This window comes from Streptomyces sp. NBC_00154, assembly GCF_026342835.1.
In the GTDB taxonomy this organism is placed as follows: domain Bacteria; phylum Actinomycetota; class Actinomycetes; order Streptomycetales; family Streptomycetaceae; genus Streptomyces.
Genome location: NZ_JAPEMI010000001.1, coordinates 696,214 through 711,372, shown reverse-complemented (window position 1 = coordinate 711,372; position 15,159 = coordinate 696,214). Strand labels below are relative to the sequence as shown.

At 70.8% G+C, this 15,159-nt stretch carries 7 protein-coding genes; 3 read left to right on the top strand and 4 right to left on the bottom strand.

The annotated features are described in order from the left end of the window. Positions 1–92: 92 nt before the first annotated feature. From OHA03_RS03145 to OHA03_RS03135, 3 genes are all read right to left on the bottom strand, one after another. Positions 93–2,372 (bottom strand): glycoside hydrolase family 95-like protein, encoded by a 2,280-nt coding sequence (locus OHA03_RS03145; RefSeq protein WP_267007918.1) that lies wholly within the window; start codon positions 2,370–2,372, stop codon positions 93–95. A gap of 284 nt (positions 2,373–2,656) precedes the next feature. After that, positions 2,657–3,139, bottom strand: coding sequence for a DUF456 domain-containing protein (locus OHA03_RS03140; protein ID WP_267000476.1), 483 nt, complete (start codon positions 3,137–3,139; stop codon positions 2,657–2,659). Between the two features lie 119 nt (positions 3,140–3,258). After that, positions 3,259–4,248, bottom strand: coding sequence for a LuxR family transcriptional regulator (locus OHA03_RS03135; protein WP_267000474.1), 990 nt, complete (start codon positions 4,246–4,248; stop codon positions 3,259–3,261). Between the two features lie 211 nt (positions 4,249–4,459). Between OHA03_RS03135 and OHA03_RS03130 the strand changes: the two genes are divergently transcribed. From OHA03_RS03130 to OHA03_RS03120, 3 genes are all read left to right on the top strand, one after another. Further along, the gene (locus OHA03_RS03130) at positions 4,460–8,236 is read left to right on the top strand and encodes a S8 family serine peptidase (RefSeq protein ID WP_267000472.1); all 3,777 of its coding nucleotides are present in this window, start codon (positions 4,460–4,462) and stop codon (positions 8,234–8,236) included. A gap of 121 nt (positions 8,237–8,357) precedes the next feature. Beyond that, on the top strand, positions 8,358–10,016 hold the full coding sequence (locus OHA03_RS03125) for a protein phosphatase 2C domain-containing protein (protein ID WP_267000470.1): 1,659 nt from the start codon (positions 8,358–8,360) through the stop codon (positions 10,014–10,016). Positions 10,017–10,080: 64 nt separating this feature from the next. Next, the gene (locus tag OHA03_RS03120; protein ID WP_267000468.1) at positions 10,081–11,823 is read left to right on the top strand and encodes a pyruvate dehydrogenase; all 1,743 of its coding nucleotides are present in this window, start codon (positions 10,081–10,083) and stop codon (positions 11,821–11,823) included. Between the two features lie 191 nt (positions 11,824–12,014). Here OHA03_RS03120 and OHA03_RS03115 read toward each other — a convergent pair whose 3' ends face one another. After that, positions 12,015–15,128, bottom strand: coding sequence for a glycoside hydrolase family 38 C-terminal domain-containing protein (locus OHA03_RS03115; protein WP_267000466.1), 3,114 nt, complete (start codon positions 15,126–15,128; stop codon positions 12,015–12,017). Positions 15,129–15,159: the final 31 nt, after the last annotated feature.

Sequence of the window (15,159 nt, the reverse complement as noted above, 5' to 3'; positions counted from 1 at the left end):
ACCGGCCTCCCGGCACGTCGGCCGGCCCCGTGTGCCGGCCCCGTCGGCCGTCGCATCGGACCGTGGTCCTTACGACCTTCGACCGGGCCGGCTCAGACCGGCAGACCCCAGCGCGGCGCCGCCGCGTTCGGGGCGACCGGGCGGATCGTCAGGGCCGGGCGGTCGCCCTCGGCCGTGATCAGCGCCGAGTCGCCCTGGCGGAGGCCGATCCGCACCGTGCCGTCCGCCACCTCCTCGTACCCCAAAGGCCGTCCGTGGCGGTCACGGATCTCGATCGGGCCGTCTATGCCGTGGCGTACGACGCAGGGGGCGCCGGCCTCGCTCGTCACCCGCACCCAGCGGGTGCGGCCTTCTTCCCGTACCGCGCTGAGCAGGAACGCTCCCTGCGTACGGAAGTCGTGGACGGTCAGCTCCCGCCAGGCGGCGGGCAGCGCCGGGAAGACCCTGATCGTGCCGCCCCAGGACTGGCACACCATGTCGTGCAGCGACTGGGCCGCCGAGAGCGGGGTCTCGATGACCGGGCCCGACTCCTTGTACATGGTGTTCGCCTGGATGAAGCGGCTCATCAGCTGGCCAAGGTACTTCAGCGCGTCCTCGCCCTTGCCGAGCAGCGCGGACATCGAGGCGGCACCGGTGAAGGTGTAGCCCTGCAGGGCGCCTTCGAACCCCACCCAGTGGGCGAGGGATTTCTCGATCAGGGCGCGCTCGTCGGGCGTCGCGCCCGTCAGCTCGTACAGCGGATACACCGCGAGCATGTGCGAGTAGTGGCGGTGCGACTTCGCGAACGGAACCCCGGCGCCGATCATGAACCCGTTGGCATCGACCGGGTAGGGCGCGAGCTTGGCCAGCACCTCCTGCCAGCGGGCCGTCAGCGGGTCGTGGACGCCGAGCTGCTCGGCCGAGTCCAGCAGGGTGCGGCAGCCCCAACGCAGCAGCATGAGGTCGTAGTTGCAGTCGGGGGCGTTGACGCCGTACTCGGGGGAGAACGTCGCCGGGAGGTGCAGCTTGCCGTCCGCACCGGGCGCCAGGAAGTGCAGGTAGTAGTTGACCGCCTTGCGCAGCAACGGGAACAGCGTGTCGCGCAGGATCGACTCGTCCATGGTGTGCCGGTAGGAGAGCCACACGTTGTGCAGTGCCCAGGTGAGGTTGCCGACCTCGGGGGTGGGAGGGTCCTGGCCGGGGATCCCGACGCCGTAGCCGCCGTCGGTCACGGACGCGCCGTTGACCAGCTGGGGGTCGGTGGTGCGCGGGATGCCGGCCGAGTCCGCCCGGTAGGGGGCCGCGACCTCGCGGGAGAGCTGGTCCCGGAACTCGCTCAGGGCGCGGGTGACGGCGTCCAGCTCCAGGTGGTTGGAGCCGTGGATCAGCCAGTACTCCAGCTGGACGTTGAGGTTCCACCAGGTGTTCGGCCACGGGGTGGGCTCCAGCCAGGGGCCCGAGGTCGCCATCACGGGCGCGTCCTTGCGGGCCGCCGACGCCGTCTTGTAGAGCTGGATCCAGTAGAAGCGCTGCAGCCGGGCGTCCGGCAGAGACAGGAAGCTCTTCCGGTAGAACCGGTCCCACCAGGAGCGATGCGGGGTGGCGAGCAGAGCGTACGGGAGCGCGGATGCGGTCTTGACGGTACGCAGCGCGCGGTCACGTGCCGCCGTCTTCGGGTGGGAGTGCGTGACGGTGACGTACAGCGTGCGGCTGTCACCCCTGGTGCGCTCCCGCCACGCGGTGACGTGCTGGCCGCCCGCCAGCAGCGGCTGGACGGCGGCGGTCACCTCGCCGTGCTGCTCGACGACGGCGGGCGGGTTGCCCGTGTAGCCGTCCGGCAGAGGCTTGAAGTCAGCACGCGGGCTGATGGCGTCGGCCGGGTGGAAGACCCAGCGGAAGCCCTGCTCGCCCTCGCTCGGCGTGATTTCGACGGCGAGCAGGTCGCTGGAGGAGTGTACGAAGGCGCGGAGCTTCAGGGTGCCCGCGGTGGTGGTGATCGTGCCTTCGAGCTCGGCGGTGCGCAGTCGCATCCACCACTCGATGCCGGTGATGGTGCCGGCCGGTTCCAGGGTGAAGTGGCCGATCGGCAGGCGGGCGAGGCCGAAGAGGGAGCCGAACTCGGGGCGGTGGTCCTGGACCTCGGAGTGCTGGACGTTGAAACGGACGGCCGTCGTCGTGGCGCCCGGCTCGGCGTAGATGCCGGAGCCGAGGCGGCCGTTGCCCAGATACGGGCCCTCGTACCAGGTCTTCGGCAGCTTCTGCCAGAGCAGATCGGCGTCGTCGAGGACGGTGCGCCAGCTGTCATCGGGGGAGTGCACGACGGGCGCGGCGAAGGCGGCAGGTGCGGTGGCCGGGGCTGCCGCCTGGGCGGGGACGGCCGCGCCGCCCACCATCAGGGCGCCGCCGAGCGCGGTGCCGGTGGCGAGAACAGTTCTTCGGGAGGGGGACGGCGGCGAGGAGGCCGTCCGGGGAGTCCGGGGCGTGCAGGAAGGGTCCGGTGCTGTGGGCAAGGCGTCTCCTGGCGACTCGTACGCAGGCGCATCAATTCATCCGAGCTATTCCTTCACGGAAGGTAGGCAAGGGCGATCCTGGCGTCAATAGAGCGGGAGAGATCCGATGTGTTACCGCCTATCTGGACAGTGTCCACCCTGATGTCCACCGAGAGGAAGGTGAGTGGTCAGCTCCGGATCACCACGACCAGCCACGCCCCCGTCACCAGCAGACATGCGAACAGCTCGACGAGCACGGAGTAGCCGGTGGCCCGCATCACCGAACGGAGCGAGGCCCGGGCCGCCCCACCGCTGCCGAGCCGCAGCCGCTCCGCACCGTAGATCGCCCCGACGTACCCGACGATCCCGCCCACCACAGGCAGCACGAAGAAACCCACGATCCCGGCGATCCCGCCCAGCATCAGCGTCTTGCGCGGGGCGCCGGACTCGCGCGGGCGGCGCGGCCGCAGCAGCGGCTTCAGCGCCTGGTTGAGCAGCAGGAGGGCGGTGGCGCCGATCAGTACGCCCCAGGCGGCCGGGCTCCTGTCGGTGAGTGCCCACCACAGCACGGCCGCCCAGACGATCGCCTGCCCCGGCACCCCGGGCACCAGCACGCCGACCAGGCCGAGCAGAATGACCAGGCCCACGGCGATGAGCTGCCACACACCCATCTGACCAGCCTGCCGGAGTCCGGCAGGTCCCGCCCGTCAGCAAGGTGCCGGGCGGGAGCCGTCGGCGCAGCTCAGAGGCGTAATGAGGCAGTCGCGAGGCCCTGCCGGACAAGCCCGCCTCAGGCCCGCGGGGTGCGGGCCACCCAGCCCCGTTCGTACGCATGCCAGCCCAGCTGCAGCCGCGTCGACACGCCGGTCAGCTCCATCAGGCCCTTCACCCGTCGCTGGACGGTCCGCAGCCCCAGTTCCAGCTGTTTCGCCACGCTCGCGTCCGTCAGCCCGGCCAGCAGCAACGACAGAATCTCCAGGTCGGTCGGATCGGGTCCGACGGTGGTCTCCTGAGCCCAGCCGCTCTCGCCGAGCCGCAGCGGCATGGCCTCGCGCCACACCGCCTCGAAGAGCCCCATCAGCGACTCCAGCAGCCCGGAGGCATGGACGACCAGTGCCGCCGGCTCGGCGCCGCGGCCGGTCAGCGGCACCATGGCCAGCGAGGCGTCCGCGACGACCAGCTTGGTCGGCACCCGGTCGACGACCCGGCACTGCTCGTGCCGGCTCAGCGCCGCCGACAGTTCCAGGATCCCGCTCGGCAGCGCGAGCACCTCGCGCTCGATCACCACCCGGAACGACACCCCGCGGGTGGCGGCCCGCTCCTCCGACTCGTTCTCCAGCCCGCTGACCGCGATGGGGTTCCCCGTGACCAGGGCGCACACCTCGGTCGCCGCCCCCAGCTGCAACTGGTGGAAGCGGTGCGCCACCGCGCTCGCGCCCGTGACCACCTCGACCAGATCGTGCACGGCGGGCTCGGCGGCATCCGCCCGGTACTCCTCGGCGAGCAGCGCCGCCGCCAGCTCCGCCTGCTCCAGCTCATGGCGCTGCTGGGTGAGCAGTGCGCCCAGGGCGACCCCGGGAGGCGCCGCCACCCACCGGCCGGTGCGGGCGGACGACTGGGCGGCGAGGCCCTGCTGCTCCAGCCGGCGCAGCGACCGCTCGGTCTCCGACTCGGGAAGCCCCAGCCGGTGCGCGAGGTCGTTGACCTCCGCCGCTCCCATCGCGACGAGCGCACGGTAGGCGGACTCCTGTCTCTCGTCGAGACCTATGGCTCCCAGCACCCTCGGACCCCTCCCCGGACGTGTCACTTCCGCATCGTTGCGCACTCTTCGGCCGGTCGGCCGTGGCGGAAAGCGGCCACGGCGTAAACCCGCCGTGTACATCATCCCTGTATCGCACGTACCTCTGCCAATGTGGCGCCACCGCAGTACCAACAACCTCCGGAAACAAGGCCTTTGTGTGCCCTTCTTCCGGAATCACCTGGGGAGTGCGATGCGCCCGATATCGCGTACGGCGCTGGGAGCGGCGACAGCCGCCGTCCTGGCCGCCACCGTGGTAGCGCCGTCCGTGGCCGTGCCACAGGACGCGCCCGCCGCGACAAGACCGCTCACCGGCAGTGCGGCAGCCACCGCTGCCGCTGCCGGGAAGGGCAGCAAGCCGGTCACCGTCACCCTGGTCACCGGGGACAAGGTTCTGGTGAGCACGGACCGTTCGGGGGCGGCGTCCGCCACCGCGCTGCCACGCGAGGACGGCACCGTGCCGCTCATCCAGACCCGGCAGTCCGGCAAGGACCTGTACGTCTACCCGGACACCGCGACCGGGGCGCTCGCCGCGGGCAAGGTCGACGAGGAACTCTTCAACGTCACCGGCCTGATCCGTCAGGGCTATGACGACGCGAGCACCAAGTCGCTGCCGCTGATCGCGGTGTACAGCAAGGACCTGGCCCGCTCGGCGCCCGTCACCCCGCGCGGTGCGAAGCGCGGACTCGCACTCGACGCCATCGACGGCGTCGCGCTCAAGGCGGACAAGGAGAAGGCCGCCGCCTTCTGGTCGGACGTCACCGACACCCGGTCCCGCTCGGTCTCCGGTCTGAAGAAGCTCTGGCTCGACCGCAAGGTTCAGGCCACTCTCGACAAATCGACCAAGCAGGTCGGCGCCGACCTCGCCTGGGCCGCCGGTTACGACGGCAAGGGCACCAAGGTCGCCGTCCTCGACACCGGTGTCGACGCCGAACACCCCGACCTCAAGGGCCGGATCGCCGCCTCGGAGAACTTCACCGACTCCGACACCACCGACGACAGGCAGGGCCACGGCACCCACACCATCTCCACCGTGGGCGGCTCCGGCGCGGCCAGCGACGGCAAGAAGAAGGGCGTCGCCCCGGGCGCCGACCTGCTCGCGGGCAAGGTCCTCAACGACAGCGGTTCCGGCGCCGAGTCCTGGATCATCGCCGGTATGCAGTGGGCCGTCGACCAGAAGGCCGACGTCGTCTCGATGAGTCTCGGGAGCCCGACGCCGACCGACTGCACCGACCCGATGAGTGTCGCTGCCGAGGAGCTCGCCCAGAGCAAGGACACCCTGTTCGTCATCGCGGCCGGCAACTCCGGTCCGACGCTGAACACCGTCTCCTCGCCGGGCTGCGCCCCCAGCGTGCTGACCGTCGGCGCCGTCGACCGCGACGACTCCACGGCCCAGTTCTCCAGCCGCGGACCTGTGATCGGCTCGCACACCCTCAAGCCCGAGATCTCCGCCCCCGGCGTCAACATCTCGGCCGCCGCGGCCGGTGGCCGCGGAGTGTACGCGTACCGGTCGATGTCCGGTACGTCGATGGCCACCCCGCATGTCGCGGGCGCCGCAGCCATCGTGAAGCAGCGTCACCCGGACTGGACCGCGCAGCAGATCAAGGCGGCCCTCGTGTCGTCCGCGAAGAGCGACATCCCCGGTGACGTACGGGAGACCGGCGGCGGCCGCCTCGACGTCAAGGCCGCCATCGACACCACCGTCGTCGGCGCCCCCGCCGTCCAGGGCGGTACGTTCAACTGGCCGCAGGACAGGAGCGACCGCACCACGGTCGACGTCCCGTACACCAATTCCGGCACCGAGCCGGTGAAGCTGTCGCTGAAGGTCCAGGGCGTCACCGGCAACGACGGCTCGGCGGTCCGCTCCTCCGTCGCCAAGCTCGACGCGAGCAGTGTCACCGTGCCGGCCGGAGCGACCGTCAAGGTCCCGCTGCACATCGACCCGACCGCGCAGCTGAAGGCCGCCCAGTACGGCGATGTCACCGGGCGCGTACTGGCCACCGGCGCCGACGGCGTCAAGGTTTCCACCCCGTTCTCGCTGTACGTCGGCGCCGAGACGGTCACTCTGCGCGTCAAGCTCATCGACCGCACCGGCAAGCCCGCCGCGGGTTCCTCCTCGCTGGACGTCATCGGCACCGACACCGCCAGCGGTGAGCGGCGCTTCAACGACGGGGCGGCCGACCAGGTGTACCAGGTGCGCCCCGGCGCGTACTTCGTCTCCAGCTTCGTCATGTCGCCGGACCCGAAGGACGCCACCGGCAGGATGGTCGAGTCCGTCGGCTACCTCGCCAGGCCGCAGCTGAACGTCACCAAGGACACCACCCTGGTACTGGACGCCCGCAAGGCCCACCGGCTCCAGGTGAAGACCGAGGACCGCAGGTCCGAGAACCGCTCCACGACCCTCAGCTTCGGCCGCAGCTGGGACGACGTCTGGCTGCACTCGGGTTCCGTCACCGGCAGCCGCATCGTGAAGAACTACCTGGCCGACGTCGAGGGCAGGGCCACTGACGGCGACTTCGAGTTCGCCAGCTTCTGGCGTGCGTACGCCCCGCAGATCGACAAGCTCTCGGTCGTCGGCGGTGCCGAGCTGCACCCGCAGACGGCGAGCACCGGCGCCGTCAACCTCGACGGTACGGGCGAAGCCGCGCTCGTCGACGCGGGCACCGGAACTCCGGACGAGCTGAAGGCCGCCGGCGTCGCGGGCAAGATCGCTCTGGTGAAGGTCGCCGACGACGGATTCATGTCCGTCCAGGCGCGGAACGCCAAGGCCGCCGGCGCCAAGGCGATCATCGTGTACCGGCCGTCCGCGGGCACATGGCTGCCGTCCCTCGGCTTCGGTTCGGCGCCGTTGCCCTCCCTGGCGATCGAGACGAGTGAGGCCGCCGGCCTGACCGCCGCTCTCGCCGACGGTCCCGTGACTCTGGGCTGGAAGGCCACCGCCGCCAGCCCGTTCGTCTACAACCTCGGTTTCCCCGAGACCGGCCCGGTCACCTCGGACCGTACGTACAAGGTCCGTGACAGCAAGCTCGGCAAGTCCACCGCCACGTACGAGGCGATGGGCATGGCAGCCGACTACGTCGACTCGCTGGTCATCGACCGGCCGTACGGCGGGCGCTTCTCCGCCGTGTTCGACACCGTCGCCGTCCCGGGCAAGCGCACCGAGTACTACTCGGCGGGCGACAACGCCTGGGAGCGCTTCGTCTCCTCCAGCTTCCCCTGGGGCGAGTCCATGGTCGACCCGGCCCACACCTACAAGTCCGGCTCGCAGCGCACGGAGAACTGGTACCGGGGGATCGTCGGCCCGTCCACTCCGCGCGACCTCCAGGGCAAGGAGGTGCTCGCCGCCGAGCGACAGGACAACCTGATCGGCGTCGCCCCGGGCTTCTGGGCGGACAGCGAACACGGTGGTGTCCAGGGCTCGTTCGGTGACCTCGGCAACATGACGCTGACCAGCGGCGACAAGAACTTCGGCAGCTCCGGATACCCGTCCGGCGTGTTCGAGGTGCCGGCCGAGGACGCACCGTACGAACTGACCATGGTCACCATGAAGGTCGGTTCGCCCGCGGCAGTGTGGAAGCGGTCCACCCAGACCGAGACCACCTGGAAATTCCGTTCGAAGCGGGACGAGAACGCGTACTCTCAGGGCATCCCGCTCCTCTTCCCGGGCTACGACCTGGCGACGGACGGGATGAAGACCCTGGCGGCGCAGGACGGTCAGAAGATCGGCCTGAGCGTCACCGGTCACGCGGGCTACACACCCGGCAAGCTGACCGCGGCCAAGGTCTCGTACTCGTACGACGGTGGCACGACCTGGACCCAGGCCACCACCGCACAGCGGGACGGACGTTGGACCGCGACCGTGAACCACGCGGGCGCGGCCGGCAAGCCGGTCACGCTGAAGACGGAACTGACGGACGCCAACGGCAACTCCGTCGTCCAGACCATCGTCGACGCATACGCGGTGCGCTGACCGGGGTCACACCGGAACCGGTCCGCCGGGCGTCCTTCCCGTGGGGGGTGGGGTCGCCCGGCGGACCTCTTTTTTCCCGATGACCCGTTTTCGTACGGCCCGTGCGGTGGACAATAAGGGCATGAGTCAGCAGGGGGAGAGGCCCGCCGCCCACGAGGACGACTGGTGGCGCAGGCTGTACGACGAAACCGCCGCGGACACCGGGTCGACCAACGCGGCCGACAGTCTCGACGACCGCTTCGACTCGGCCTCGGACGCGGTGGGTCCGGCGGGGCGGGGCGGGCCCGGTCGTGATGACGGGTACGGAGGGGTGGACGCGGCCGTGCCGGATCCTCGGACACCGCCGGAGCCACCTGTACAGGAGCGCGCGCCGTGGGAGCCGCCGACGGAGGCCGAGCGCGCCCCGTGGGAGCCACCGCGCGGCGCCGCACAGCCACGAACCTTCGCCGCACCGCCGGCTCCTGCGCCGCCGCTCGTCGATGCGCCGCCCCCGGCCCCGCCGCCCGGCGCCGAGCGGCCGGGGATCGTCGATGGACCACCACCCGTCCCGGCCCCACCACCCGTCCCGGCTCAGGCCCCACCACCCGTCCCGGTCCCGCCTCCGGTCCCGCCTCCGGTCCCCGCCCCACCACCCGTCCCGGTCCCGCCTCCGCCCGAGCACGTGCCGCCTCTGCCGAGGCGGCCGGTCGCAGATCGGGCCGAGGCCCCGGAGGAGTCCGCACCTGCAGGGGCGACCGGTTCCGGCTCCGGAGCCACCCCGGCCGGCCCGGACCCGGTGGCTCCCGGACCCGCATCCCGCCCCGGACTCATGTATGTAGGGGACCGGCCGCCCACCTACGACGCCGAGCCCACCGCCCTGCCCGCCACCACACCCCAGGAACTCGACGCGCTCGTCGCCGACACCGTGCTCGACGGGGCCAGGTACGGCACGTACACCCTGCGGGCCGCCTCGGTGCGTGGGGATTCCGCGCGGTTCCGCGGCGAGCCCCGGCGTGACGCCCTGCTCACCGTGCGCTTCGGCGCCGCCGAGAACGCCCTCGTACTCGTCGCCGTCGCCAGCGGAGCCCGCGCCGCCGAGGGCGCCCATCTCGCGGCCGCCGACGCCTGCCGCTGGATCGGCGGAGCCGTCGGCCGCAGCCACGCCCGGCTTGCCGAGGACATAAGGGCAGGCCGCCGGGGCGACCTCAAATCCGGTCTGCACCGCCTCACCGACCGCAGCTACGGCAGGCTCCGCGCCCGCGCCGCCGAGTTGGGGCTCGAACCGCACGAGTACACCGCGGGCCTGCGCTGCCTGCTGCTGTCGGCCGACCCCGACTGCCGCACCCGGGTCTTCTTCGGAGTGGGCGGCGGCGGGCTCTTCCGGCTGCGCGACGGCGTCTGGCGGGACCTCGAACCGGACGTTCCGGCGCCCGGGGCCGTCACCGGGGAGCCCGTCGTCGGTTTCGGATCCGCGTCCCCCGAGAGCGGGCCGCACGGCGACCGGCTGACCATGGACCTGGGGATCACGACACCGCCGTCCCCGTACATCGAGAGCCCGCCCCCGCCGCCCGCGGAGCCCTTCCGGTTCCGGGCCTCGGTGGCCCGACCGGGGGACACGCTGCTGCTCTGCAGCACCGGGCTGGCCGAGCCGTTGCGCGGCGAGCCCGCCCTCGCCGACGAGCTCGCCGAACGCTGGACGCCCCAGGAACCGCCCGGCCTGGCGGCCTTCCTCGCGGACACCCAACTCAGGGTGAAGGGGTACGCCGACGACCGCACGAGTGTCGGCGTCTGGGAGGCGTAACCGTGCGGGCCATGGGTTGATGGAGTCCTAGCGCGCGCTGCCGGCGCGGAGAGGATACGCACCCATGGCCAAGCAGAACGTGTCGGAGCAGTTCGTCGACATTCTCGTCCGGGCGGGAGTCAAGAGGCTCTACGGCGTCGTCGGCGACAGCCTCAACCCGGTCGTCGACGCCATCCGCCGCAACTCCGCCATCGAGTGGATCCAGGTCAGGCACGAGGAGACCGCCGCGTTCGCCGCCGGTGCCGAGGCCCAGATCACCGGCAGCCTGGCGGCCTGCGCAGGCTCCTGCGGCCCCGGCAATCTGCACCTCATCAACGGCCTCTACGACGCCCACCGCTCCATGGCCCCCGTCCTCGCCCTCGCCTCGCACATCCCGTCGAGCGAGATCGGTCTCGGCTACTTCCAGGAGACGCATCCGGATCTGCTCTTCCAGGAATGCAGCCACTACAACGAGATGATCTCCAATCCGCAGCAGATGCCGCGGCTGCTCCAGACGGCGATTCAGCACGCGATCGGCCGAGGCGGCGTCAGCGTGGTCTCGATGCCGGGTGACATCGCCTCCCAGCCGGCGCCGGAGAAGTCGATCGAGCATGCCCTGGTCACCTCGCGGCCGACGGTACGGCCCGGCGACGAGGAGATCGAGAAGCTCTGCCGGATGGTCGACGAGGCGAAGCGGGTGACCCTCTTCTGCGGTAGCGGCACCGCCGGCGCCCACGCCGAGGTCATGGAGTTCGCCGAGCGGGTGAAGGCCCCGGTCGGGCACGCGTTGCGGGGCAAGGAGTGGATCCAGTACGACAACCCGTACGACGTCGGCATGAGCGGACTGCTCGGCTACGGCGCCGCGTACGAGGCGACCCATGAGTGCGATCTGCTGGTCCTGCTCGGCACCGACTTCCCCTACAACGCCTTCCTGCCCACCGATGTGAAGATCGTCCAGGTCGATGTGCGCCCCGAGAACCTGGGCCGCCGCTCCAAGCTGGATCTGGCGGTGTGGGGCGATGTCCGCGAGACGCTGCGCTGTCTGACGCCGCGGGTGAAGGCCAAGACCGACCGGAAGTTCCTCGACCGGATGCTGAAGAAGCACGCCGAAGCGCTGGAGGGCGTGGTCAAGGCGTACACCCGCAAGGTCGAGAAACACATCCCGATCCATCCGGAGTACGTCGCCTCGGTGCTCGACGAACTCGCCGACGACGATGCCGTGTTCACCGTCGACACCGGGATGTGCAATGTCTGGGCAGCCCGCTATCTGTCGCCGAACGGCAAGCGCCGGGTGATCGGTTCGTTCAGCCACGGTTCGATGGCCAACGCGCTGCCGCAGGCCATCGGCGCCCAGTTCGTCGACCGGAACCGGCAGGTCGTGTCGATGTCCGGCGACGGCGGATTCACCATGCTGATGGGCGACTTCCTGACCCTCGTCCAGTACGACCTGCCGGTGAAGGTGGTCCTGTTCAACAACTCTGCGCTCTCCATGGTGGAGCTGGAGATGCTGGTCGCCGGTCTGCCGTCGTTCGGTACGACCAACAAGAACCCGGACTTCGCCGCGATCGCGCGGGCCGCCGGGGCGTACGGCGTACGGGTCGAGAAGCCCAAACAGCTCGAAGGCGCCCTCAAGGACGCCTTCAAGCAGAAGGGCCCGGCCCTGATCGACGTCGTCACCGATCCCAACGCGCTCTCCATCCCGCCGAGGATCAGCGCGGAGATGGTGACCGGGTTCGCGCTCTCCGCCAGCAAGATCGTGCTGGACGGAGGTGTGGGCCGGATGCTTCAGATGGCCCGCTCCAACCTGCGGAACGTGCCCCGCCCCTGAGAGCCTGCCGGGTGACCTCTGATCGGGCGGCCACGCCCTGGCACGCACGCTTCCGGCGTTGCCGAAATGCCCTAGTAGCTCCGCTACGAGGCCATCCCGGCGCCTTGGAATCGCACGCACCATGCCGCGTCCGCTCTCCGATCGAAGGTCACCCGACAGGCTCTGAGCCGGTCCGGGGGCGGGGCGGTCGCTCAGGCCGGAGTCAGCCGTACCGTCAGGATCTGGAACGGCCGCAGCGCCAGTACGAGACCGTGCTCATCGGCCGTTGCCTCGTGCAGGGGCCGCTCCAGCAGGTCGGTGATCTGCGCCCGTACGACGGGGAAGCCGACCCGGAGCGTCGCCGCGGCCCGGCCGCCCGCCGACTCGTACAGCCGCACGATCACATCGCCGCTGCGGTCCTCGGCCAGCTTCACCGACTCCACGGTCACCGCCGGATGCCCGGTGGTGACCAGTGACGGCACCACCGGGGCCACCGCCGCCCGCAGCGGCAGATTGAGCGCGAGCCCCGCGCGGACCGCGTCCGTGACCTCCGCCCCGGGCGCCAGCGCGTACCGGAACCGGTGCGTGCCGAGGTCGGTCTCCGGGTCCGGGCTGTGCGGCGCGCGCAGCAGCGTCAGCCGTACGGTCGTGGCGAGACCCGACTCGTGCGGGGTCCGGGTCACATCGTGTCCGTACGTCGAGTCGTTGAGCACCGCGATTCCGTACCCCGGCTCGGCGACCCGCAGCCAGCGGTGTGCACAGATCTCGAAACGGGCCGCGTCCCAGCCGGTGTTGTCGTGCGTGGCCCGGTGGACGTGGCCGAACTGGATCTCGGACGTGGACCGTTCGGCATGCACATCGAGCGGGAAGGCCACCTTGAGGACCTTCTCCGACTCCTGCCAGTCCACCTCGGTGTCGATGTCGATCTGCCGGCTGCCCGCGGCCAGCCGGATCTCCTGCACGATCCGGGACTTCCCGAACGTCCGCACCACGCGCACCGCCGTCCGCAGCGGCCCTTCCTCGATCAGCTCGACCGAGTCGGCATCGGTCAGATCGGTGCGGGTGCGGCGGTAGTGCCGGTCGATGTCCCAGGCGTCCCAGTGGTTGGGATGATCCGGGTGCAGCTGAAGGAGGTTGGCCCGGTGGCCGGGGGCGATGACCTCACGATGCGCGTCGAGATCGCGGACGGCCGCGATCAGCCCGTCGCGGTCGACGGTGACCCGCAGCAGCCCGTTGTCGAGGACGAACCCGTCGTCCGCCGTGCGGCTCGCCACCGCCTCCCGCTCCGGCACCGCCGATCCGTCGAGCAGCCCCGCGCCCAGCCCCGGCGACCGGGCGAACACCGCCGTACGCCACTCGTCCAGCGGCTGCACCTGTGCACCGGACGGCAGTACCGCGCTTGCCTCCGCGTCCAGTTCGATCACCTGACTTCGCTCGTAAGGCGAGGAGTTGAGCGCAACGAGTCCATCTGCCGCGCCCAGTTCCGTCACCGCGTCCGCCACCAGGTCCGCCAGCTCCGCCCGCACCTGTTCGTACGTGTCACGGGCCTCGCGGTGCACCCACGCGATCGACGAGCCCGGCAGGATGTCATGGAACTGATGCAGCAGGACCGTCTTCCACACCAGGTCCAGCGTCTCGTACGGATACGCGTATCCGGGTGCCCGCAGGGCCGCCGCCGTCGCCCACAACTCGGCCTCACGCAAAAGGTGTTCACTGCGCCGGTTGCCCTGCTTGGTCTTGGCCTGAGTGGTGTACGTCGCCCGGTGCAGCTCCAGGTACAGCTCGCCGGACCAGACCGGTGCCTGCTCCGCGTACTCCTCCTCGGCCGCCGCGAAGAACGCCGACGGCTTCTCGATCTCGACCCGCGGCGAACCCTCCAGATTCCGCAGCCTGCGCGCCTTCTCCAGCATCTCCCGGGTCGGACCGCCCCCGCCGTCACCCCAGCCGAACGGCACCAGGGACCGGGTCGCCCGCCCCTTGTCCGCGAAGTTCTTCTCCGCATGCGCGAGTTGACTTGCGTGAAAGTTCGCGTTGTACGTGTCGACGGGCGGGAAGTGGGTGAAGACACGGGTCCCGTCGATCCCCTCCCACCAGAAGGTGTGATGCGGCATCTTGTTGGTCTGGTTCCAGGACAGCTTCTGAGTCAGGAACCACTTCACCCCCGCCAGCCGTGCCAGCTGCGGGAAGGCCGCCGTGTAGCCGAAGGAGTCCGGCAGCCAGATCTCCTGCGTCTCCACCCCCAACTCCTGCTCGAAGAACCGTTTCCCGTGCACGATCTGCCGCGCCAGCGCCTCGCCGCCCGGCATATTGGCATCGGACTCCACCCACATCGAGCCGACCGGCGCCCACTGCCCGTCCGCCACCGCCCGCTTGATCCGCTCCCAGATATGCGGCTGATGATCACGAACCCAGGCGTACTGCTGGGCCTGCGAACACGCGAAGACCAGCTCCGGATAGTCCTGGGCGAGCGCGGTGACGTTGGCGAACGTACGCGAGGCCTTCCGCACCGTCTCGCGCAGCGGCCACAGCCACGCGGAGTCGATGTGCGCATGGCCGGCCGCCGAGATCCGGTGCGCACTCGCCGACGCCGGGCGGGCCAGGGCCCCGGCCAGCTCGGCGCGGCCCGCGGCCGCCGTGCCCGCCACATCGTGCAGGTCCAGGGCGTCGAGCATCCGCTCCAGCGCCCGCAGGATCTCGTGGCGCCGCGACCGGTCGGCGGGCAGTTCGTGCATCAGCTCGGACAGCACCTCGATGTCCAGGACGAGATGCCAGACCTCCTCGTCCAGCACGGCAAGGTCCGCGGAGGCGAACCTGTAGAGCGGCCGGTCGCCCGCCGTCAGGACGTCACCGAGCGGAGTCGGCTCGAAGCCGTGCTCCAGGACGGCCGGGTTGGCAGCCGCCTCCAGCAGCAAGGAGACCGGCTCACCGCCCGACACCGAGGCCGAGACGGTCAGATGGCGATTGTGCGGATGGATGCCCTTGAGCGGTACGCCCCCGTCGTCGTACAGCATCCCCTCGGCCTGGAAGCCGGGCCCTTGACCGGAGAAACCAGGATCCACCACCACCTCGACATGGCGCCCCGCCCACGCCTCGGGCACCGTGCCCTCCAGCCGGAACCAACTGGTCGACCAGGGCCTGCCCCACTCGGTTCCGGTCGCGAAGGGCTCGTACGTTCCCTTCATGGCCTCCGCCACCGGCACCGGCTCGCCCGGCGCATGCCACACCGAGAGGCCGAGCGGGGACCGGTCCGCGTACTGGGCGGGGCGGATGAATTGGTGGAGGGCCCGCTCCAGGCGTCCCTCCACCAGCGTGCGGTCGTCGTGCATCACGGCTCCTCGGGGTCGGCGGCTGCGGGGT